The following is a 22,552-nucleotide window of genomic DNA, read 5'->3' as shown; positions in this document are numbered from 1 at the left end:
GGACTTTAACCATGAAAAAACTGATGCTGATTATGGCTGCGGTTGCCGGGCTTAGCGCCTGCTCGCAATCTGCCGCGCCCCCGGAAGATGTCAAGCTGCGCCAGGCCTACAGCGCCTGTATCAATACCGCAGAAGGTTCGCCAGAAAAATTGCAGGCCTGCCAGGCGGTGCTGAACGTGTTGAAGCAAGAGAAACAGCATCAACAGTTCGCTGAACAGGAAACCGTGCGGGTGCTGGATTATCAAAGCTGCATCCAGGCCGCCCATACCGGCAATGGCCAGGCGTATGACGCCAAATGCGGCAAGCTGTGGAAAGAAATTCGCGCAAACAACAACTGATTACGCAAGAGGTTGCAGATGAACAAGTTTAAGATGAGTGCTCTCGCCGCCCTGACGGCTACCTTTGGACTCTTGGGCAGTGTAGGTTCTGCCATGGCCAGCCAGCAGGTGGTTGATCAACTCAGCCAGTTGCAGGTCAATTTGAAAATGTTGGATAACCGTGCCGCTGAGAACGGCGTGGACTGTGCCAAGCTGGGTGCCGACTGGGCGTCCTGCCACAAGGTGCTGATCACCTTGACCAACGGCAATCAGGAAATCAAAGATAAAGACTGGGCGATCTATTTCCACAGCCCGCGCCAGACGCTGAAGGTCGATAACGACCAGTTCAAAATCACCCACATTACCGGCGATCTGTATAAGCTGGAGCCGACGGACAAATTCACCAGCTTCCCGGCCAACCAGGCGGTGGAAATTCCGATTATTGCCGAATACTGGCAGCTGTTCCGCACCGACTTCCTGCCGCGCTGGTATGCCACTTCCGGCGATGCTCAGCCGAAGATCCTGTCAAATACCGATACCGAAGATGTTCACCAGTTTGTTGCCCCGTTCACCGGTGACCAGTGGAAGCGTACCAAGGATGACAACAACATTCTGATGGTGCCGGAAAGCCGCTTCACCAAGAACCAGGATCTGAAAGTGTTGCCGATGGCATCGCTGCGTGGGCAAATCATCCCAACCCCGATGGAAGTTAAAGTCCATGCGAAGGATATTGACCTGAGCAAAGGCGTGGCGTTGGAACTGAGCGCCTTGGCCAAGCCAGCGGCAGATGCAGCAGCCGAGCGTTTTGCCCTGTTGGGCATTGAGAGCCAGGAGAGCGGTTATCCGATCAAGACGGATATTAAGCCCGCTGCATTCAAAGGCGATCGGGCCGTGCCAGGTGCCTACCAACTGAAGATCGGCGAGAAAGGTGCCGAGATCGTCGGTTTCGATCAGACTGGGGTGTTCTATGGTCTGCAATCCATCCTGTCGCTAATCCCTTCGGATGGTAGCAAGAAGATCGCGACGCTGGATGCCAAAGATGCACCGCGCTTCCAATACCGCGGCATCTTCCTGGACGTGGCGCGTAACTTCCACCAAAAAGACGCCGTATTGCGCCTGCTGGATCAGATGGCAGCCTACAAGCTGAACAAATTCCACTTCCACCTGACGGATGATGAAGGTTGGCGTATTGAGATCCCTGGCCTGCCAGAGTTGACCGAAGTGGGCGGCCAGCGTTGCCATGACCTGAGTGAAACCACCTGCCTGATGCCGCAATATGGCTCTGGCCCGGCACCGCACGGTGGTTTCTTCTCCCGTCAGGACTATATCGACATCGTTAAATATGCTCAGGCGCGCCAGATTGAAGTGATCCCTGAGATCGACATGCCAGCGCACGCTCGTGCAGCGATTATTTCCATGGAAGCTCGCTACAAGAAACTGCTTGCCGAAGGGAAAGAGAAAGAGGCTAACGAGTTCCGCCTGGTGGATCCGACCGATACCTCCAATACCACCTCGGTGCAGTACTTCAACCGCCAGAGCTACCTGAACCCATGCCTGGATTCGTCCAAGAGCTTTGTGGACAAAGTGATTGGTGAAGTGGCCCAGATGCACAAAGAGGCCGGCCAACCGCTGAAAACCTGGCACTTTGGTGGGGACGAAGCGAAGAACATCCGTCTGGGTGCTGGCTATACCGACGTGAAAAAACCGGAAGCGGGCAAGGGTATCCTCGATCTGAGCAAAGAAGACAAGCCGTGGGCCAAGTCGCAGGTTTGCCAGGCCATCATCAAAGACGGCAAGGTGGCAGATATGGAACACCTGCCAAGCTACTTCGGTCTGGAAGTCAGCCAGTTGGTGAAAGCGCACGGCATTGACAGAATGCAGGCGTGGCAGGACGGCCTGAAAGATGCCAAAGACTCGAAGGCCTTTGCGACCAAGCATGTGGCGGTGAACTTCTGGGATACCCTGTACTGGGGTGGTTTCGACTCGGCTAACGACTGGGCGAACAAGGGTTATGACGTGGTGATCTCTAACCCGGACTACGTCTATATGGACTTCCCATATGAAGTCAGCCCGGACGAACACGGTTATTACTGGGGCACCCGCTTCAGCGACGAGCAGAAGATCTTCAGCTTTGCGCCGAACAACCTGCCGCAGAACGCCGAAACCTCGGTTGACCGTGACGGTAACCACTTCACCGCCAAGAGCGACAAACCATGGCCGGGCGCATATGGTCTTTCCGCACAACTGTGGAGCGAAGTCGTGCGTACCGACCAGCAGATGGAATACATGATTTACCCACGTGCAGTGTCGCTTGCAGAGCGTGCATGGCACCGCGCCAGCTGGGAGCAGGATTACAAAGCTGGCCGTGAGTACAAAGGTGGCGAAACCCACCAGGTCGATACCAAAACCCTGGACCAGGACTGGCTGCGCTTTGCTAACCTGATTGGTCAACGTGAGCTGGCCAAGATGGATAAAGCGGGCGTGAGCTATCGCCTGCCGGTTCCAGGTGCACGTATCGTCGGTGGTCAGTTGGAAGCGAATATTTCTCTGCCAGGTTTGGGGATTGAATATTCCACCGACGGCGGCAAACAGTGGCAGCGCTATGACGATAAAGCGCGCCCTGCGGTAGCGGGTGACGTGCAAATCCGTGCAATCAGCCCGGACGGCAAACGCTTCAGCCGCGCCGAACCGGTGAAAGCGTAAAATAGTGCGAGGTGAGAGCAAACTGCAATAGTGATCATTGAGTGGATATTTTTCCCCGGGCCTGTCCGGGGATTTTTTTCTCTGTCATCCGGGCATAAAAAAACCGCCATGTAGGCGGTTTTCGCGTTCTGGCGCGGGCCAGAATCAATTCTTGTCGTGCAGCGCTTCGTTCTCGCGGCAATCGCCGGTTTCACAGTGGCCGTACAGGTACAGGCTGTGGTTGGTGAGCTTGATACCGTGTTGCTTGGCGATATCGCGCTGACGCACTTCGATGGATTCGTCGCTGAACTCGATCACTTTGCCGCAGTCCAGGCAAATCAGGTGATCGTGGTGGTGTTGCTGAGTCAGTTCGAATACCGACTTGCCGCCTTCAAAATTGTGGCGTGTCACAATACCTGCGTCGTCAAACTGGTTCAGCACGCGGTATACCGTGGCCAGGCCAATTTCTTCGCCCATATCTATCAGTTTTTTGTACAGATCTTCCGCACTGACGTGATGGCATGCCGGATCCTGCAAGACTTCCAGGATTTTGAGTCGCGGAAGAGTGACTTTTAAGCCAGCCTTCTTCAATGCGGAGTTGTTATCAGTCATGCGGATTCAGTCCTGTTACTATGCTAATCAAGTTGAGGCGTTCTCGCCTATGGCATCGGTCGGCACAAAGCGTTAATCGCGTCTCATTATAGAACCGGTTGCTGCAAATAGAAACCGCCGGTTGTTAACAAACATATCTTTGCACTTTTACAGGGTAATCATGCAAAGCTTTGATGGATGGGATAAACCGATGTCTTAGTCTACCGTGGCGAGGCAGGAAGTTACAAACTTGTAGCTTCTATTGCTCTAATCCGTGATGCCGATAACAGAAGGGCGCAGTATACGGCGCCCCTACAATATGTTCAGAGCTTAGCCGACGATCTCGGCCAGGCTCAGCTCTTCACTGATTTGCTTGACCCAGGCGTCTACGCGTTCGTTGGTCAGCTCAGGTTGACGATCTTCGTCAATGGCCAGCCCGATAAAGTGATCGTCATCTGCCAGACCCTTGGAGGCTTCGAAATGGTAGCCTTTGGTTGGCCAATGGCCGACGATGGCCGCACCGCGTGGTTCAATGATGTCGCGGATGGTGCCCATCGCATCGCAGAAATATTCCGCGTAGTCTTCCTGATCGCCACAGCCAAACAGCGCTACCAGCTTGCCGTTAAAGTCGATATCTTCCAGCGTCGGGAAGAAATCATCCCAGTCGCACTGTGCTTCGCCGTAGTACCAGGTTGGGATACCGAGCAGCAGGATGTCAAACGCTGCCAGATCTTCTTTACTGCTTTTGGCGATGTCGTGGATTTCTGCCACGTCGTTGCCGAATTTTTGCTGAAGCGTCTTTTGGATCATCTTGGCAATGTTTTCGGTATTGCCAGTGTCGCTGCCAAAGAAAATGCCTACATGAGCCATAGTGAGAATAACCTTTTAATTCAAATGAATGTATTGCGTAAACGCGGCCTGAGGCGCTGCCAAGGGAAGGCTTGCTCAGCCGTAAATGCGTATCATGCCAGAAATTTGCCCTGAGGTTTTATCGCGTTTATGCGATGCCTCAGCGGAGGTGGAACCGATCTGGCGTCATCCTTAACGCCGTGCCGCGCGTGCGGCAGCAGAGATCAGTGTTCTGGCTGTTCTTCCGCCAGTTGGGCCAACAGCATTTGTTCGATCAATTCGCTGCGGCTGATATTGCGCTGGTCGGCCAGTTTGTTCAGAGCATCTACCGCGTCTGCGTTGATTTTCAGCTCCACACGCCGTAATCCACGCACTTTGTCCCGTCGTAGCTGATTGCGCTTATTAATTCTAAGCTGTTCATCACGGGAAAGCGGGTTGGTTTTCGGGCGCCCTGGACGGCGTTCATCTGCGAACAAATCCAGCGTCGTGCGATCCGTTTGTTCTTTTGCCATTGTTGCGCTACTGCAAGGGAGTTTGCATCAAAAAGCGGTTTACGCTTCCTGACGGTTTGATTTACACAATTCGGGCCAATAAACCCTAACCCAAATTCGCCCCCAGCCAAGCGCAGCTTCACACCTGGACAGGGTGGCAAAATTATAGCGCGCCATATTACCCCAGCAGATGGAGCAACGACAATGCCTAACTTAGCCACAAACGCGCTAAGCTATTCTGTCTAGCGCGTTTTTTCGCCATTTAAGCTCACGGTTGGTCAATAAAACGGTGGATTGCCCGTAATACGGCGTCCGGTTTCTCTGCATGGACCCAGTGGCCGGAGCCTGCAACCACATAGGCGCGAGCCTGCGGGAACTGACGGGCGATGTCATCGCGGTAGCTATCCTGTACGTAAGGCGAGAGACCACCACGGATAAACAGCGTCGGGTGTGGCCAGGGGGGAACCTCTTTCCAGCCGATAATATTCTCATATTGCTCGATCAACACCGGCAGGTTGAACCGCCAACTGCCGGCATGGAAAGATTTCAACAGAAACTGGATCACACCTTCCTCATCCAGCGTGGCCCGCATGAGCTGCGCAGCCTGCTGACGCTGGGTGATACCCGCATCGGTGACGGCTTGCAGTGCGGTAAAGATCTGGTCATGGCGGCGAGTGTCGTAATCCACCGGGGCGATATCGATCGCCACCAGCCGTTCAATCCGCTCTGGGGCTAGTGCGGTCAACGCCATCGCCGCTTTGCCGCCCATCGAGTGACCGATCACGATGGCTCGCTCGATTTGCAAGTCGTCTAACAGCGTTAACAGATCCTGTGCCATCGCCGGGTAGGTCATCTCCGCTGCGCGCGGTGACAGCCCGTGATTGCGCAGATCGACCTTGATCACCGTATGCTGTTGGTTCAGATCGCGGGCCAGCACGCCCAGGTTATCCAGATTACCGAACAGACCGTGGATCAGGACGATTGGCAAGGTCGCGGGTGTGGCGGCCTCTGAGGCCAGTAATTGATAATGTAATTTCATGGCAAAGTTCATGACTTGATAACATTTAGTTAGGTTATCATGATTGCAGAGATATTGGTTTGCTCGCGCAATTTTGCTGTTATTTCATGGTATGGTGAATAGCTGGCGGCCAAGACGGTAGGCAATTGTCTGCTTTTGCCGTTTGGGGCAACATTGTGGTGTTCGCTCCCGCGCTTTTAACCTTATAATCCCATGGCTTGAATGCACGAGCTGGCTTCAGGTTCATAAGTAGAAAAAACGTACTGGATAAAGATGAAAACTATTGAAGTCGACGAAGAACTTTACCGCTATATTGCCAGCCACACGCAACATATTGGTGAAAGTGCGTCTGATATTTTACGGCGTATGTTGAAGTTTACCGCAGGCCAACCTGTGCGCACGGCCCCTGTGGTTGCCGGTGGGCAGGCCGAGCCGTCAGCGGTTGCCATTGCTGCACAGCGGCCGCGCGATCGCGTACGTGCCGTGCGCGAACTGCTGCTGTCGGACGAATATGCCGAGCAGAGCAAAGCTGTAAATCGTTTTATGCTGGTACTTTCCACCTTGTACACCCTTGATGCGGCGGGGTTTGCCGCGGCAACGGATTTGTTGCATGGTCGTACCCGTACCTATTTTGCTGGCGATCAGCAAACGCTGTTGGCCAACGGGACGCATACCAAGCCCAAGCACGTGCCAGGTACGCCTTACTGGGTGATCACCAATACCAACACCGGCCGCAAACGCAGCATGATCGAACACATCATGCAGGCCATGCAGTTCCCGGCGGAGCTGATCGAGAAAGTTTGCGGTACCGTCTAATTTAGCGAACAGAGCCCGTCACGGTGGCCGTAAGCGACTCATTGCCCGGCCACAGTACTGGCATTTTAGGGAGTAGTCGATGGCGAATGACCCACGTGCCGGGCAACCCGCTCAGCAAAGTGATTTGATCAACGTAGCCCAGCTGACGTCGCAGTACTATGTACTGCAACCAGAGGCCGGTAATGCTGCACACGCGGTGAAATTCGGTACCTCAGGGCATCGTGGCAGCGCGCTTCGTCAGAGCTTTAACGAAGCACATATCCTGGCGATCGCTCAGGCCATTGCCGAAGTGCGTCGTCAACAGGGCACCACTGGCCCTTGCTACGTGGGTAAAGACACCCATGCGCTGTCCGAACCCGCCTTTATTTCCGTGCTGGAAGTGCTGACCGCCAACGGCGTTGACGTGGTGGTGCAGCAAAACAACGGCTTTACACCAACCCCTGCCGTGTCACACGCAATCTTGTGCTTCAATCGCAAAGGGGGCGCACAGGCAGACGGCATCGTGATTACGCCTTCGCATAACCCACCTGAAGACGGCGGTATCAAATATAACCCGCCAAACGGTGGCCCAGCCGATACCAATCTGACATCCGTGATTGAAAAGCGTGCCAACGAACTGCTGAGCCTCAAGCTGCAGGGCGTGCAGCGTCAATCGCTGGATAAAGCCTGGAACGGCGGCCATCTGCATGCTCAGGATCTGGTGCAGCCTTACGTGGAAGGGCTGGTGGACATTGTCGATATGCCAGCCATTCAGCGTGCGGGCCTGAAGCTGGGCGTCGACCCGCTTGGCGGTTCCGGCATTGCCTACTGGCAGCGCATTGCCGAGCACTATAAGCTGGATCTGACGTTGGTGAATGATTCCATCGATCAGACCTTCCGCTTTATGCACCTGGACCATGACGGCATCATCCGTATGGACTGTTCGTCCGAATCGGCAATGGCTGGCCTGCTGGCCCTGCGCGACAAGTTCGATCTGGCGTTTGCCAACGATCCGGACTATGACCGCCACGGTATAGTCACGCCTTCGGGCCTGATGAACCCGAACCACTACCTGGCCGTTGCCATCAATTACCTGTTCCAGCATCGCCCGCAATGGGGCACCAACGTTGCCGTAGGTAAAACGCTGGTTTCCAGCGCGATGATTGACCGCGTAGTGGCCGATCTGGGCCGCAAGCTGGTGGAAGTACCGGTCGGTTTCAAATGGTTTGTTGAGGGGCTGTTCGACGGTAGCTTCGGCTTCGGCGGCGAAGAGAGCGCTGGGGCTTCGTTCCTGCGCTTCGACGGCACGCCTTGGTCTACCGATAAAGACGGCATCATCATGTGTCTGCTGGCGGCAGAGATCACTGCGGTCACCGGTGAAAACCCGCAGCATCATTATAACGATCTGGCCAAACGCTTCGGTGCGCCAAGCTACAACCGTATCCAGGCTCCGGCAACCTCCGCACAGAAAGCGGCGTTGTCCAAGCTGTCTCCGGAAATGGTGAAGGCCAGCACCCTAGCGGGGGATCCAATCACCGCGCGTCTGACGGCAGCTCCAGGTAACGGCGCTTCCATCGGCGGCCTGAAAGTGATGACTGACAACGGCTGGTTTGCTGCTCGCCCTTCGGGCACGGAAGAGGCTTACAAAATCTACTGTGAAAGCTTCCTGGGTGCTGAGCACCGCGAGAAGATCGAACATGAAGCGGTCGAGATCGTCAGCGAAGTGTTGGCTTCAGCAAAATAATATCTACCTGTCGTCTTTCCAGCCAGCCCAGTCATTTACATAAGTAAGTGGCTGGGCCAGGCAGTTAAAACGACAGAACTTCACTTTGTTCCAACGGTTAGAAAACCAGTAAATGATGCGAAAAAGTGGCCTCTTTCTTGGCTGCACGCCAGCTCTTCCCACCATACTTGTTCCTCACTAGCAAGTTCACTTATATCATCCTGCCCCAAAACCATGGATCGAAGTAACTCGAACGTGAGATTGACACTGATGGCTTCAACCGCCACATTAACAAGCCCATGTTGCAAGAATCTGCGGAACAACTGGCGGCCACTCCAATTGTTCTTGGCTTTATTTGAAAATCTCTCCACTATATGTCGAGTAAGTGGCTGATTATAATGGTCGATCAAAAGTCCATCGAAGTCGTGATCGAAAACCGCAACTTTTCCATTTGGTTTTATAACACGAATAAGCTCCGTTAACGTCGCATCAATGTTTTCGCAGTGCATTAACACTAACTTGGCTCGAGCACCGTCGAAGGTGTTATCGTCAAATGCGAGCCGTTTTCCATCTCCTTGCTCATAGCGAATGCGAGAGTCACCTCCTATTCTATTATTCGCCTCTGCAATCATCGCTTCGCTTAAATCGACACCCACAACCTCGGTTATTTCTGGATAAAGCGTCACTAAGCGGCGAACATCATTACCAGTACCACATCCTAATTCAAGGATACGCTTACAGTCCAAAGGTTCCATCACTTCAGCAAGCCGCCGATTTATTAACTCGTGCTCAGGGAGGCAATTAGCGTTATCCATAAATTCGATAAACCATTGCGGATCACGGGTCACATCAATGGATGAAAATTGGCCCACTGAATCTATAGCACTTCTAGCTATTTTGGGATTTGTCATTCCTGAGTCCTTTTATAATGTAATATTTATCTACTATCAAATTTCTATAAGCAAAATAACATGGGCGATAATCTATCATGCCCGTGTCTTGGTGCGCTCCTCCTCGAGACGGAGGTCCTGTACTGTGTAGTCTAGTGTGGCGCGTTCAATCGCTTCGGTTATAGACATTACAGGTATCAGATTCATATGCTCGCAGATCTGTTTAACCCTTTGTTCGACACTGCCACTGACTACTAAATATGGGATCTTAATTTCTTTCAATATTTCTAACAAACGTCTATCAACTAAATCTCGGAAGTCGGTATTCATTGGGCGATGACCATCATTAGTAAGAGGTAGTTCATGTTTGAGATGAAAAAATATGTCATATGTCTTGGCAACATGAGACTTTAGAGAACGACCAACTTCCGTCAGTACTCGCGCAAAAAATGGAATGTCGGCAGCGTATTGGTTATTATCTTCAGCGCCAGTCGACGGATTAATTCCATATACTAGTCGAGCTTCACCATACAGCAATTCCTGTAGTGAAGACCCATCGGAAATGTAGCTGGAGCCTTGCCTAAGTTCATACTCCACTCGACCAATGTGACGTGCAATCATTAAATGCAGAAACTCTTCAGGCGATACATCTGCAAGGCGTTTTCCAGGCATCAACCCTGGCATGATTTCCCTGATTGCTTTTGAAAGAAGACGAGGTATACCTGTATAATAGGCCAGAACCATCGCCGTGAAAGTTTTTCCAGATGAGTAAGTTCCTGATATTCCAATTTTCATAGTTCCATCCATTTTAATTTGCTCTCAGCAAAGTGCTGAAGGTAAAGCATGCGCGAATGTTATCCTAACTTCCTTATTACCAAGCGTTCCTACAATGTCTGCGTTACGCCATTTTATTCCATGTAGCTCTATTATTTTACTTCCTGAAATAAACGCTTTCGCTTTCATTTCAGGATTAACACTTTCGGATCCTTCGGAAAAGTGCGACCTGATCATCCAAAGTGTCGAAGTTTCATTGCGTGTAAGCCCATCGAGGGAATACAAAAGCGTCTGAGCTAATTGTGCACAGGTTACAAATACATCAATGTAACTAGCCGTCTGAGGTAATGTGACATAAGCATCGTCACCATTCGCTAGAAGTTCCACATCGGCATATGCAGTTAAATTAGTAAGGTCTAAACTAATGTTTGAAAGGATATGCTTCTGCCTTTTATACCCTGCGTAGTAATAGCGGTTCTGCATGTTTTTAACAGCATCATCAATACTGCGATATCTCAGCTCTTTGGATTTTTTACTCCCGGATGATGGATGCTCAACCTGACATACTGCTCGCATTAGTCCAACTCGACATTCATAGGTCGATATGAGTCGATAAGGATCATCATGCTTTGGTTCGCTGCGCCGCAGCATGGCAGTAATAGGTATATCGTTCAAATTCTCCTGTGGCTTCGTCCCTGCATGGATAGCAATCTCGCCAATATGCATTTTTTGTAGTTCAGTCTGACTGTGGTCGAAACAGCATGTTAGGTGAGTCTCAATCATCTGTATTGCGAGAACGAGCATATCTATAGTGCTTAGATGTGGTGTCACATCCACAGCAATTTTTTTTACTGACCAATCGCGAGGGTAGGAAAGTGAAACAACCGCTTCTAGACAGTGCTGTTTTTCTTCTGTTGTTGCACGTAAAACCAGATTGGAAATATGATGTTCGGAACTTCTATATCCAGAGGAAAAGAATCTATTCTCCGAAGGGCCAAGAATTTCGTCGATAGACGAGAACGTTTGAATTGATGACATAACCTACCTCGATAGCAATGTTTGATTTTTTACATAAATGTTAATGATATCGTTTATACTTTTCATGTCAGACAATAAGGCTTTACCTTCACCGAAGGGGTCGTGTTTTAAAATTTTTTCTAGCTCTATTAAAAGCATTGCCAGGCTTAATGAATCAAGCCCAACCTGATCAAATGTGGAAAAAATATCTATATCGTCCACATCGACTGAAATTAAACGTGAGATTTTTTTGAGAATTGTTTCACTTATTTCATTTTGCGTTAACATGTGAGGCCTCCATCTACGATGATTGATTGACCAGTAATAAATTTGCCAAGAGGTGAAATGAGAAAGGACACTGCGCCTAGTATGTCGGCAAGATCTGCATATCTCCCTAGAGGTGTACGCGTAGTAATCTTATTGCGATTAATATCTGAGACATTAGCGGAAAGATCAGAATCGAACAGACCGGGGACAATAGAGTTAACACGGATATTTAGAGGGCCTACCTCACGTGCCAAACTCCGCATGAACCCATCAAGACCCGCCTTGGTAGCAGAATAAACAGCGGTTCCTCGATAACCCCGTATCGCTCCAACGGATGATATATTGATAATATTACCGTTTGCCTTCTGCTGGGCCATTATACGAACACAAGCCCTAGTGAGTTTAATTGGGCCTAGCAAATTGACGCCAACTATTTTATCAATTATTTCAATGGGGATACTTAAAAAAAGGCCCTGGTGGAGGATTGCCCCATTGTTGATAAGAAGATGTATCCCACCAAAATGAAGGACCACGGATTCGACAAATGGGGATAATTGCCCAGAGGCAGTTATATCAAGTTCATGCCAATAGAATTGTTCAGGATATGTTTTTTGGTATTGTTCAATGAACTCGTTCTGGTGTCGACTGAATGTCGCTACTTTCCATCCTTCCGAAATCAAATTTTCTACGATGGCTCTTCCAAGCCCGCGACTGCCACCGCTCACAATCGCAACTTGTGCCGTAACAACCTTGCTCATAAAATCTCTCCTGAACGGATCATCTTGAAGCGATCCGAATGAAGGGTTGATTGTGTAATTTCAATAACAATTGGAATTTTAAAAGGATCCAGTCGTGTTCGGCAATATCTTCTTACGCGATCTTTAAGTGACTCAATATCTTCATCTGCTACCAGTTTAAAAGTGGCACGTATGACATTTCCAGTGATATGGCTTGGATATCCACTAACACGAACAGCCGCGACATTTGGCATCGTCAGAAGAATATTCTCAACTTCATTTGGATAAACCTTTTCACCTCCAACATTGATAATCTCTGAATCACGACCCAGTATCTGCACATAGTCCCCATCGACGTGAACCACGTCTTGTGTATTGAAATAGCCATCTGAATCGATAGGTGAGTCAGCATTGAGGTATCCTAGCATCGCCATGTTTGATTTTATCCATAGAATATTGTCTATGATCTTATAATCGAAACCACTTCCGCCAAGTTTCATCCATAACGATCCGTTCTCCCTTGACTTGGTTGGGACTATACCTAATTCAGTCAGGCCATATGTCTGTTTTAAGCGCACATGAGGCAACGCTATTTTTATGCTGTCTAGCGTCTGCTGTGGCATTGGTTCTGTACCGTATGTGATAAGCTCCAGGGAGCTGGTATCAAATTTTTCACAAACATCGGAAAGCAAGATCATATTCAGGAAGGTTGGAGTTGTAGGAAGTACTTGTACCCGATGGTTTTGTATCGCTTCGAAAACCGTTCGCGCATTTCGCTCCGAGACTGTAACAAGGACGCCCCCACTCGACAGAGTATGCAATAGAGTATTGATGCCGCCAATGTGATCCAGACTCAGGAAGGCAAGAATGACTTGCGCCTTCTTGCTGTTGGAATAGCGAGTGATCATCTTGTGCACGTCAAGTAAAGATGCTTTGGGACTGCCTGTTGTTCCCGAGCTAAAAAGAACCAACCCCGCATGTTCGCTCTCTATAATTTTCTTGTAGAGGGGATGTGATGCGACAAACTCGGTCTGATCCATTCTACGACGTTCTAAACGGCATGTTGCTGGATGTATCGTTGCGTCAATAAATACTGTCCACTCAACCTGTGCAATATAATAATAGTCCGATCTTTTTCCTCGGGAAGTTGGGGCGATTGGAACGACAATCGCCCCACACGAGAATAATGAAAGCATCGCCGTTACCATATCTAGGGAGTAGGCTCCCTCTATAGCTACGACCGATCCAGGCATGATGCCATTGCTGGAAAATATGGATGTCCATTGTTGCATACCAGCAACGACATCCTGGTAAGAGAAGTGTTGCCCATCCAGGACAATGCATTTTTCATCACCTTTCGTACGCATAAATTCAATGAATTTCAGATTCAAAGAAACCTCCTTATATCAATATCATCCTGGCGACCTAGTTATGGCAAGGAAGCCTAGTGCTATCAAGTAGCCAGAGTTGTTCTTTTAGTAGTAAGTGCGAAGTGTTACGCTAATATAAATATCTATTCACCAACATCACCCCATGGGGTGATGTTGGTGAAAAAGAAATGATCAATATTGATTATATTTAAACGACACTTTAGGTATCATTCGTCAAAAGCAAAAAATTGAGTATGTCAGATTTCACTGATTTTATGTTTAGACCGCATTAACCAGAGTGAAAGGATTGCGAGTTATCAGATTTTCCTTTACTTTACTGAAAGCAATATGAATTAGGGAGTGTTCTGCAATGGATAATTTCTCATCGTCATCTCATAAACCAAAGTCCCTTGAAGGGGCCGAGGTTTCTTCAAAGAATCAGTTACCGTTGCTTGGTTTATTAGCTTTGTCTATGGCATGCTTCATTACAATGCTAACTGAGGCCATGCCAGCTGGCTTATTGCTCTGGATTAGTCAAGATCTTGGGGTATCTGATAGTTATGCAGGGCAATTAGTGACAGTCTATGCAGCAGGATCGTTGGTAAGTGCAATTCCGTTGATCGCTTTAACCCAGGGAATGCGGCGTAAGCCTTTATTATTAATAGCCATCGTTGGATTTGCGATAGTTAATACCATCACCGCACTTTCTCACAATTACCTTCTGACGCTAATAGCACGCTTCTTTGGTGGGGTCTTCGCTGGATTAGTATGGTCTCTGGTTGCAGGCTTTGCCATTCGTATGTCGCCCCCACATCTCGCTGGTCGTGCGATTGCAATCGCGATGCTAGGTACACCGTTAGCCCTGACTATTGGGATCCCTGCTGGTTCATATCTTGCCGGGCTAATCGGTTGGCGCTCAGATTTTATGATTATGAGTTTACTTACGGCGATTCTGTTTGTTTGGGTTATTGTATCGGTGCCTGATTTTCCGGGTCAAAAAAACCGGGTACGCCTTTCTCTTTTCCATGTCGCTAAAATGAATGGCGTATCTGCTGTATTGTTTGTAACCCTCACATTTATACTGGCACACAATACACTTTTCACTTATGTGGCATCATTTTTCACCCGTGTAGGGCTTGGTAGCATTGACCTCGTTCTCTTGGTTTTCGGCTTGGCAGCATTGGCGGGAGTCTGGGGCGCTGGGGCTACAGTTGATCGCTGGCCTAGAAAGTCAATGATAGCAAGCATCATACTGTTTACAGCATCGATTCTCGCCCTGAATTTTGCCGGGCAGCATTGGTCTGTTTATGTATGTATAGCTGCATGGGGTTTTGCTTTTGGGGGATCACCCACGCTTCTACAGGCTGCACTGGCTAAAACTGCAGGTGATGCTATCGACGTTGCTCAATCAATGATGGTAACAATCTGGAATATCGCGATTGGCGGTGGTGGACTGCTCGGTGGAGTGCTGCTTGATAAACTGGGGGTATTATCACTCCCATACTTTGTTATTGGCCTATTAGTCGTTACATTTTTTGCTGCGTTCAGCGCACGCCAGCATGGTTTTACTGATGCTAGTAATAATAAATGACTTTTCCGGACGCAGAGGGAAATTAAATATATTGATTAAGCGTTAGCATGAGGGGATATGCTTGTCGAACTCTAATGTTTTGCAAAGAACCAAAGGATCACTAGCTAAAATAGGTATCTGATATGGAAGGGTGTGATGTTTTTTTCTCGGCTTTACGGCCACTCTATAGTGGTATAGATACGAAATGCTCTGTTCAAGGGGTACTGGATAACATTAACTCCTTGTTCGGCGTTTCATCCAGTTCTCTCACGCTGACTATAAATAACTCATTAAAATCGATGGATTTTACTTATCATACTGGTGTCGATAAAAATTTTTCAGATTATTATACTAATAAGCGATACAATATCGACCCTATATTAGATAGAGCCACTAAATATGCATTGGACCAAGGGTTTACTATGGCAGATTTATGCTGTCAATATCCTCGTTGGGGTAAAATACATAAATCTTCTTTTCTGTCATTTGGATATAAAGATGCCTTGCTAGTCAACTTTTATTCTCAACAAGGTGATAGGGGGGTCCTGGTGTTACGAAGCGATCCTAATCGCGGAGAGTTTAAAAAAGCCGACACTCATTCTATCTCACTGTTATCCCCACTTCTTCGGATGGCGCTTCAAGAACATTTTTTATTATGTGACCAGGTTCCAACTGACTTTGGGTCATTGAATACATTCGATAATTCGGCAACTGCAATATTTTATTTATCAAAGTCTCGCCGACTCATTCAGGCTAACGCTGAGGGATATAGAATCTTAAATAGGGGGGATGGAATGTCACTGCATAATAATAATTTAAAAATACATGATAGCTACAGTGATGTTCAGTTAAAAAAATTCTTGGCGGATGTTTTTTCTGCACCCTACCCAAAAACAGAGTTAATGAAAATACAACGAGAGCAAGAGCGATTTTACGTGGCTCGTATTGTTGCTGGTAATGTCAATGTGTTGCATGATAACGGAGCAGTGTTAATTGTACGCGATCCATTTAGAGATATTCGAAGTGAATCTCTATTATGTGCACTTTTCGATTTGACCTCTCGTGAGGCAAGTGTCGCAACCCATTTGGGAAATGGTGAGAAGCTTGGTCATATCGCTATTAAGAATGGTGTTTCGATCAATACTGTAAAAAGTCAACGCAATATCATTTATGGAAAAATGGGCATTAATAACCAAATGCAATTGGTTAGAATAATATGTTCTCTAGGAATGCTAATGGAATCAAATATTCAAATGACCAACGACAATTTCTGGACGTTGTCCTCTTTGCGGGATGCGCTTTTACCGTATAAAAAAACAGACCATTAATCTATTACAGATTAATGGTTGGATATAGTGAGTATCCAGGCGAATAGCGCCACCCACTTGAATTCTGGAGTTAACACCATGAATGAACCTTTGCGCGTAGCACTCCAAAACCCTATTCAGACAGAGAAGCCCTGGCGAGCGATCATGATTTCCATCGTCGCACTAGTGGTTATTATCTCCTTATTGTGGCTTTGGCGTGCCAGTCGCAGCAATGGCTCCAGTTACACCCCGTCCGGCCCCGTGGATGTTGTGGTCACGGAGTTGAAGGTACAGCCAGCACCAGTGCAACTGCAGGCCATAGGCAATCTGCGAGCCGTACGAGAGGTGACCTTGTCTAGTGAGGTCGCCGGGCGTATCTCTGTAATTGCGTTCGAACCAGGGCAGCGCGTAAACGCAGATACGCTGCTGGTAAAACTTGACGATGCAGTTGAACGTGCCGATCTCGCAGCTGCCAGGGCCAGCGCAGCCTTTGCTGAACAACAGTTCGATCGGGCGGCAAAACTTGCCGCAACCGGGGCCTTAGCCAAGGAAATGTTCCAGCAGAGGCGCTCCGAGCGTGATCAGGCGCAGGCACTTATAGCACAACTCGAAGCCCGCATCCGGCAAAAGAGCATACTCTCCCCATTCGCCGGAGAGCTCGGGCTGCGGCAAGTGAACTTAGGTCAATATCTGAATGCTGGCGATAGCGCCGTTACCCTCACCGATCTGGATTCACTTTACGTGAACTTTGATGTGCCTCAGCAAGAGTTGTCCCGTATTAGGGTCGGCCAGCATGTCGAGGTGCATGGTGACATATCTGAAGTCAAACACCTACAAGCGAAGATCTCTGCCATCGACCCCCAAGTAGGCCATGAGACTCGTAATGCAACCGTTCAGGCAGAATTGGCAAATACTCGGCACAAGCTACGACCTGGCATGTACGTCACTGTCGCCGTGTCCCTACCCGACGAACCTGATGTCTTGTTGGTGCCGACCTCGGCCATTATCACGTCTTCGTTCGGGGATGTAGCGATAGTGGTGCAAGGTAAAGCGGCCTCGAAGTCCGGCAAGGCAGTTTTTGTACCTATCAAGACGGGTCGGCGCATCGGTGACCAGGTTATTGTCACACAGGGGCTGAAAGCTGGTGACGTGATCGTCACGGAAGGCCAGTTGCGCATCCAGCCGGGTACCGATGTGCGTGTCGTGCAGAAACCCACCACAACCACTGGCAAGGAGTAAACATGCAGTTCACGGACATATTCATCCGCCGTCCCATCTTGTCGGTTGCGTTGAGTACGCTAATCCTACTGGCCGGCATCGTAGCGCTGTCCGCGTTGCCGATGCGTGAGTACCCCAAAATGGAAAGCGCGACCATCATAGTGGAAACCAGTTTCCCTGGTGCCACGCAGAACGTAATGCAGGGCTTTGTGACCACACCGATAGCGCAGGCTATCTCCACTGCCAATGGTATTGAGTATCTAACCTCCACCTCTACGCAGGGTAGTAGCCAGATCAAGGCCAAGCTGGTGCTCAATGCTGACGCTGACAGAGCCATGACAGAAATACTCGCCAAAGTACAGCAGGTGAAGTACCGGTTACCACAAAGAGCCTCCGACCCAATAATCAACAAGATCACCGATGGTGCCTCGGACGTGCAATATTTGGTGTTTATGAGTGACAAGCATTCTATCCCTGAGATCTCTGACTTCATCAGCCGTGTGGCGCAGCCCTTGGTCACCTCGGTGCCGGGTGTGGCCACCACTCAAATTCGCGGCGGTCAGACACTGGCAATGCGCCTGTGGGTTAATCCAGTTAAACTCACCGCGCATGGTCTGACTGCAGAAGATTTAGCCAATGCATTGCGCGCCAACAACGTACAGGCGGCCCCCGGTAAGCTGATGGGAGCCGACACACAGATCCCCATTACTGCCGCTACAGATCTACATAGCATCCAGGACTTCCGCGACATGGTCATTAAACGCTCGGACAACAGCGTCGTGCGCCTTTCGGATGTGGCGATGGTCGAGTTGGGGGGGCAGAATTACGACAGCACCTTCTTCAGCAGCGGTACCCAGGGGGTATCACTGGCTATCGAGCCAACACCCGATGGCAATCCGCTGGAGATTGTTGCTGGTGTTAACGCGTTGCTGCCTGACTTGCAGCGCTCTGCGCCGCCGGGCCTGAAGCTGTTCAGTCAGTTTGACACGGCAAGCTTTGTTAATGCTTCTATCGATGAAGTCATCCGTACGTTGCTTGAAGCTGTGGTTATCGTCGTGATCGTTATTTTCCTGTTCCTCGGTTCGATGCGGGCTGTCATCATACCCATCATCACCATCCCGTTATCTTTGATAGGTACAGCCGCATTGATGCTGGCTTTCGGTTTCTCGCTCAACCTGTTGACATTGTTGGCAATGGTGCTGGCTATCGGGCTGGTAGTGGACGATGCCATCGTGGTGGTGGAGAACATCCATCGTCACATTGAGAGAGGGCTGTCACCGCCGCGTGCCGCATTGGTGGGCGCACGTGAGATCGTCTGGCCAGTGATCGGCATGACCATTACTCTGGCCGCCGTGTACGCCCCCATTGGCTTCATGAGAGGACTGACGGGGGCGCTGTTCAAGGAGTTTGCCTTCACGCTCGCCAGCGCTGTCATTGTCTCTGGAATTATCGCGCTGGTGCTATCGCCGATGATGAGTAGTTATCTTCTTAGTAGCAAGATGGCAGAAGGTCGTCTAGCCCAACGTATCGAGCACGTAATGGCATCGCTGGCTAATGTCTACCGCAAGTTGCTCGGTCACACGCTGCATGCCCGTTCGGCAGTGTTGACAGTCTGCATTGTGGTTATGGCTGGCATCATAGTGTTGTTCTTAGGGGTGCAACGTGAATTGGCCCCTCCAGAGGATAAAGGATACGTCTTCGTACAGACTAAGGCTCCACAGTATGCCAACGTCGGCTACACCGAGCGATACTCGCATGATGTTGAGAAAATGTTCCGTGAATTGCCGGACTACGAGGCGAGTTGGTTCACCAACGGCACAGATGGCCAGAACAATGGATTCGGTGGCGTACTGGTCAAGCCCTGGACAAAGCGCCAGCAAACAGCCGCCGAGGTGGAAGCTACCCTCAATGTCAGAGGTATGGGGATCACTGGCGTCAATGTGGCTGCATTTCAGGGGGCTCCGCTGCCGGCGGGAAGTGGCGGGTTGCCGGTGCAGATGGTTGTGCGTTCGCCCGATGATTTCCTTAGCCTATACCAGGCGGTAGAGGGCATCAAGAGTGCGGCCTGGGGCAGTAGGTTGTTCGCGTTCGTGGACAGTGACGTGGCTTTCGACAGCCCACAGGCACGCATGACAATCAACGCGTCCAAGGCGGGGGAAATGGGCGTTACGATGAGCGCTGTGGCCGATACGTTGGCGATCCTGGTCGGCGAGAACTATATCAACCGGTTCAACTGGCATGACCGCTCCTACGATGTTATCGCTCAAGTGCCACAATCCCAGCGCATCTCGCCTGACAACCTCGGTGGCTACTATGTGCGTACTCAGTCTGGCAAACTCGTGCAGTTGGCGACCATCGCAGACGTGCAGATGTATCCCGAGGCTAACCGGTTGCCACAGTTCAACCAGATGAACGCGATTACAGTGTCTGCAGTGCTGATGCCTGGCGTGACGATGGGGCAGGCTGTGGACTACCTCAAGCGCCAACCATTGCCACCCGGTGCCAAGATCGACTGGTTGTCCGACAGTCGCCAGTTCGTGGCGGAGGGCAACCAGCTCACCATTTCATTTGCCTTTGCCCTGATTGTGATCTTCTTGGTACTGGCGGCTCAATATGAAAGCTTGCGTGATCCATTGGTCATTCTGGTGACGGTACCACTGGCGATTTGCGGGGCGCTGATCCCATTATGGCTCGGCTATGAAACCTTGAATATCTACACGCAGATCGGGCTGGTGACGTTGATCGGCTTGATTTCCAAGCATGGCATTCTGATGGTGTCCTTCGCCAACGATATCCAGAAAGCGGAGGGCGTCGGCCCAATTGATGCGATCTACAAGGCCGCTGTCGTGCGCATGCGCCCGGTGCTCATGACCACGGCCGCAATGGTGGCTGGCTTGGTTCCACTCCTGTTCGCCAATGGTGCGGGTGCTGCCAGCCGCTTTGCTATAGGCATTGTGGTGGTCACTGGGATGCTCGTGGGTACTTTGTTCACACTGTTTGTTTTGCCAACGATATACAGCCTGTTGGCACGAGATCATCGCGTGCAGGCTGTTTCGGTACGCACACAAGAACTCTCTAGGAAGGAGATTAGCCATTAACTCCTTCGTAAAGATGTGGAAGGAGGCCGCAATCCTACCTGCAACGCAAATAAAATTCCGATATATCTAAATTAGGGTTACCTCTTGCGCATTTAGATATATCGATCTAGATTAGAGCCATCGACAGTGTTTAGATATATCTAAATGCGTCGATGCTCATATCATCAATCAAGAGGTAACCACCATGATGTTTAATCGATTTGCACGTCATCATTCGCACGGTCATCACGAACAGCGGGAGGAGGGGCATTGCCACCAGCGCCGTAGTGGCCGTCATCATTTTGCTGGCCGCGGAGACCACGGTCGCGGTGGAGAAGAGCATGGCCGGGGCGGGCGTGGGCGCCATCGCCTGTTTGAGCATGGCGATCTGCGTTTGGTGCTGCTGGCGCTGGTAGAGCGTAAACCTAGCCACGGCTACGAGCTGATCAAGGCGATTGAAGAGGCTTCTTCCGGTCTGTATGTGCCAAGCCCAGGCGTGATTTACCCAACCCTCACGCTGTTGGAAGAGCAAGACTTCCTTGAACCGGCAGTGGCAGGCAATGGCCGTAAGAGCTATCAGATTACCGAACTCGGCAAGCAGGAGCTGCAAAAGCATCAGGCGGCTATCGAAGTGATTTTTGCCCGCCTGGCTGGCGCAGGGCGCGACCATCGTCATGAGGGGAATCTGGCCGAAGGGATCTCCGAAGTTATGCATCGCCTGCGCTATCTGTTGCGCGGCAACATGATGCGTGCGGATTTGACTCAGGAGCAGGTCGGGCGTATCAATCAGGCACTGCTGACCGCAGTGGAAGCCATCGAAGCCGAAATGAGACAGCCAAAACAACCACAGGAGGATAACTGATGCCAGGTCACCGTTTCCGCATTACCGTAGCAGCCCTGACAGACCGTAAAGGCGACCCCGTCGACAAGCCGGAGTTGGTGTTTGAGGTAGAAAATCACGACGATATTCTGGCCATTGTTGAGCGCATTCAAGGGCGTGAGGATCTGAACTTTGGCGAACAGAACAGCGCGGCCTTTGCCATCGGGCTCAAGCTGTTCTCAGAAGTGATGATAGAAAACCGTAAGCATCCGCTGTTTGAGCCACTGCGTGACTCGTTTAAAGCATTTATGATCGGACTGAAGAAAGGGCCAACATCGTCGTAAGATTAAGGCATAAACCGATAGCCGACGCCGGTCTCAGTGAGCAGATGCCTGGGCCGCGCCGGATCGGTTTCCAGTTTTTGTCGCAGATGGCCCATATAGATGCGCAGGTAGTGGCTGTGCTCGACGTAATTGGGGCCCCAGACGTGGCTGAGTAGCTGCCGCTGGGTGATCACCTTACCGGAGTTGGCCAGCAACTCAGACAGTAAACGGAACTCGATGGGCGTCAGATGCAGATCTTCACCGTTACGCAATACGCTGCGGTTAATCAGATCGACGGTGATATCGGAAAAACTGATCAACGGGCTTTCCTGCTGGCTATTGGCGTGGCGGCGCAGCGCAACCCGCACCCGAGCCAGCAGTTCACCAATGCCAAACGGTTTGCTGAGATAGTCATCGGCACCCGCATCCAGCGCGGCAATCTTGTCCTCTTCGGCATGGCGTGCGGAAAGGACGATGACCGGCACGGAGCTCCATTGACGCAGATCGCGAATGTAGTCCAGCCCGTCGCCATCGGGCAATCCTAAATCGAGAATGATCAGATCCGGCTTGCGCGTGCCGGCCTCTATCAGCCCACGCTGCAAGGTTTCACTTTCAAACACCCGTAACCCTTCGCTCTCCAGCGCGGTGCGCACGAAGCGACGGATCTCTTTCTCGTCTTCCACAATCAGAATGTTGGTGGGGGCGGTGGTCACGTG

General features: G+C 50.4%; 21 protein-coding genes. 10 read left to right on the top strand and 11 right to left on the bottom strand.

The window, feature by feature from the left end:
* Nucleotides 1-11 precede the first annotated feature (11 nt).
* Nucleotides 12-338 carry a ChiQ/YbfN family lipoprotein gene (gene chiQ, locus ABIE29_RS05175; RefSeq protein WP_429617129.1) on the top strand — a complete coding sequence of 109 codons (327 nt, stop codon included), beginning with the start codon at nucleotides 12-14 and terminating at the stop codon, nucleotides 336-338.
* 18 nt (nucleotides 339-356) lie between these two features.
* Nucleotides 357-3,020, top strand: a complete 2,664-nt coding sequence (locus ABIE29_RS05170; RefSeq protein ID WP_429617128.1) for a beta-N-acetylhexosaminidase — start codon at nucleotides 357-359, stop codon at nucleotides 3,018-3,020.
* Nucleotides 3,021-3,164: 144 nt separating this feature from the next.
* Here the strand turns inward: ABIE29_RS05170 and fur are convergent, their stop codons facing one another.
* From fur to ybfF, 4 genes are all read right to left on the bottom strand, one after another.
* Nucleotides 3,165-3,611 (bottom strand): ferric iron uptake transcriptional regulator, encoded by a 447-nt coding sequence (fur, locus tag ABIE29_RS05165; protein WP_429617127.1) that lies wholly within the window; start codon nucleotides 3,609-3,611, stop codon nucleotides 3,165-3,167.
* Nucleotides 3,612-3,920: 309 nt separating this feature from the next.
* Complete coding sequence (gene fldA, locus ABIE29_RS05160) at nucleotides 3,921-4,460, bottom strand: flavodoxin FldA (protein WP_429617126.1); 540 nt, start codon at nucleotides 4,458-4,460, stop codon at nucleotides 3,921-3,923.
* 203 nt (nucleotides 4,461-4,663) lie between these two features.
* The gene (ybfE, locus tag ABIE29_RS05155; RefSeq protein ID WP_021805298.1) at nucleotides 4,664-4,951 is read right to left on the bottom strand and encodes a LexA regulated protein; all 288 of its coding nucleotides are present in this window, start codon (nucleotides 4,949-4,951) and stop codon (nucleotides 4,664-4,666) included.
* Nucleotides 4,952-5,198: 247 nt separating this feature from the next.
* On the bottom strand, nucleotides 5,199-5,981 hold the full coding sequence (gene ybfF, locus ABIE29_RS05150) for an esterase (protein WP_429617125.1): 783 nt from the start codon (nucleotides 5,979-5,981) through the stop codon (nucleotides 5,199-5,201).
* 240 nt (nucleotides 5,982-6,221) lie between these two features.
* On the opposite strand from ybfF, the gene seqA reads away from it, so the two are divergent.
* Both seqA and pgm read left to right on the top strand, forming a co-directional pair.
* On the top strand, nucleotides 6,222-6,764 hold the full coding sequence (gene seqA, locus ABIE29_RS05145; RefSeq protein WP_429617124.1) for a replication initiation negative regulator SeqA: 543 nt from the start codon (nucleotides 6,222-6,224) through the stop codon (nucleotides 6,762-6,764).
* Between the two features lie 79 nt (nucleotides 6,765-6,843).
* The gene (gene pgm, locus ABIE29_RS05140; protein ID WP_429617123.1) at nucleotides 6,844-8,487 is read left to right on the top strand and encodes a phosphoglucomutase (alpha-D-glucose-1,6-bisphosphate-dependent); all 1,644 of its coding nucleotides are present in this window, start codon (nucleotides 6,844-6,846) and stop codon (nucleotides 8,485-8,487) included.
* 80 nt (nucleotides 8,488-8,567) lie between these two features.
* On the opposite strand, the gene ABIE29_RS05135 is transcribed toward pgm, so the two are convergent.
* The 6 genes from ABIE29_RS05135 to ABIE29_RS05110 form a co-directional block, all read right to left on the bottom strand.
* Entirely contained in the window at nucleotides 8,568-9,377 is an 810-nt protein-coding gene (locus tag ABIE29_RS05135) for a methyltransferase domain-containing protein (RefSeq protein ID WP_429617122.1), read from the bottom strand.
* Nucleotides 9,378-9,452: 75 nt separating this feature from the next.
* Nucleotides 9,453-10,151 (bottom strand): AAA family ATPase, encoded by a 699-nt coding sequence (locus ABIE29_RS05130; protein ID WP_429617121.1) that lies wholly within the window; start codon nucleotides 10,149-10,151, stop codon nucleotides 9,453-9,455.
* Between the two features lie 24 nt (nucleotides 10,152-10,175).
* A complete protein-coding gene (locus tag ABIE29_RS05125) occupies nucleotides 10,176-11,168 on the bottom strand; it encodes an AvrD family protein (RefSeq protein WP_429617120.1) in 993 nt (330 codons plus the stop codon).
* A 3-nt stretch (nucleotides 11,169-11,171) separates the two neighbouring features.
* Nucleotides 11,172-11,435: an acyl carrier protein gene (locus ABIE29_RS05120; RefSeq protein ID WP_429617119.1), complete on the bottom strand. Its 264-nt coding sequence runs from the start codon at nucleotides 11,433-11,435 to the stop codon at nucleotides 11,172-11,174.
* A complete protein-coding gene (locus tag ABIE29_RS05115) occupies nucleotides 11,429-12,172 on the bottom strand; it encodes an SDR family NAD(P)-dependent oxidoreductase (RefSeq protein WP_429617118.1) in 744 nt (247 codons plus the stop codon). The genes ABIE29_RS05120 and ABIE29_RS05115 overlap by 7 nt, the downstream gene beginning before the upstream one ends.
* Nucleotides 12,169-13,542, bottom strand: a complete 1,374-nt coding sequence (locus tag ABIE29_RS05110) for a class I adenylate-forming enzyme family protein (RefSeq protein ID WP_429617117.1) — start codon at nucleotides 13,540-13,542, stop codon at nucleotides 12,169-12,171. Before ABIE29_RS05110 ends, ABIE29_RS05115 begins: the two co-directional genes overlap by 4 nt.
* A gap of 349 nt (nucleotides 13,543-13,891) precedes the next feature.
* Here ABIE29_RS05110 and ABIE29_RS05105 point away from each other — a divergent pair, with 349 nt between their 5' ends.
* The 6 genes from ABIE29_RS05105 (at nucleotide 13,892) to ABIE29_RS05080 (ending at nucleotide 21,857) form a co-directional block, all read left to right on the top strand.
* The gene (locus tag ABIE29_RS05105; RefSeq protein WP_429617116.1) at nucleotides 13,892-15,112 is read left to right on the top strand and encodes an MFS transporter; all 1,221 of its coding nucleotides are present in this window, start codon (nucleotides 13,892-13,894) and stop codon (nucleotides 15,110-15,112) included.
* 122 nt (nucleotides 15,113-15,234) lie between these two features.
* Nucleotides 15,235-16,419, top strand: a complete 1,185-nt coding sequence (locus tag ABIE29_RS05100) for a helix-turn-helix transcriptional regulator (RefSeq protein ID WP_429617115.1) — start codon at nucleotides 15,235-15,237, stop codon at nucleotides 16,417-16,419.
* A gap of 78 nt (nucleotides 16,420-16,497) precedes the next feature.
* Nucleotides 16,498-17,637 (top strand): efflux RND transporter periplasmic adaptor subunit, encoded by a 1,140-nt coding sequence (locus ABIE29_RS05095; RefSeq protein WP_429617114.1) that lies wholly within the window; start codon nucleotides 16,498-16,500, stop codon nucleotides 17,635-17,637.
* A gap of 2 nt (nucleotides 17,638-17,639) precedes the next feature.
* A complete protein-coding gene (locus ABIE29_RS05090) occupies nucleotides 17,640-20,714 on the top strand; it encodes an efflux RND transporter permease subunit (protein ID WP_429617113.1) in 3,075 nt (1,024 codons plus the stop codon).
* A gap of 187 nt (nucleotides 20,715-20,901) precedes the next feature.
* Nucleotides 20,902-21,555 (top strand): PadR family transcriptional regulator, encoded by a 654-nt coding sequence (locus ABIE29_RS05085; RefSeq protein WP_429617542.1) that lies wholly within the window; start codon nucleotides 20,902-20,904, stop codon nucleotides 21,553-21,555.
* Nucleotides 21,555-21,857, top strand: coding sequence for a DUF3861 domain-containing protein (locus ABIE29_RS05080; protein WP_429617112.1), 303 nt, complete (start codon nucleotides 21,555-21,557; stop codon nucleotides 21,855-21,857). The genes ABIE29_RS05085 and ABIE29_RS05080 overlap by 1 nt, the downstream gene beginning before the upstream one ends.
* A gap of 2 nt (nucleotides 21,858-21,859) precedes the next feature.
* Here ABIE29_RS05080 and kdpE read toward each other — a convergent pair whose 3' ends face one another.
* A complete protein-coding gene (kdpE, locus tag ABIE29_RS05075; RefSeq protein WP_429617111.1) occupies nucleotides 21,860-22,549 on the bottom strand; it encodes a two-component system response regulator KdpE in 690 nt (229 codons plus the stop codon).
* Nucleotides 22,550-22,552: the final 3 nt, after the last annotated feature.

This window comes from Serratia sp. 2723 (assembly GCF_050434425.1).
In the GTDB taxonomy this organism is placed as follows: Bacteria; Pseudomonadota; Gammaproteobacteria; order Enterobacterales; family Enterobacteriaceae; genus Chania.
This window is presented reverse-complemented; position numbering and strand designations above follow the sequence as displayed.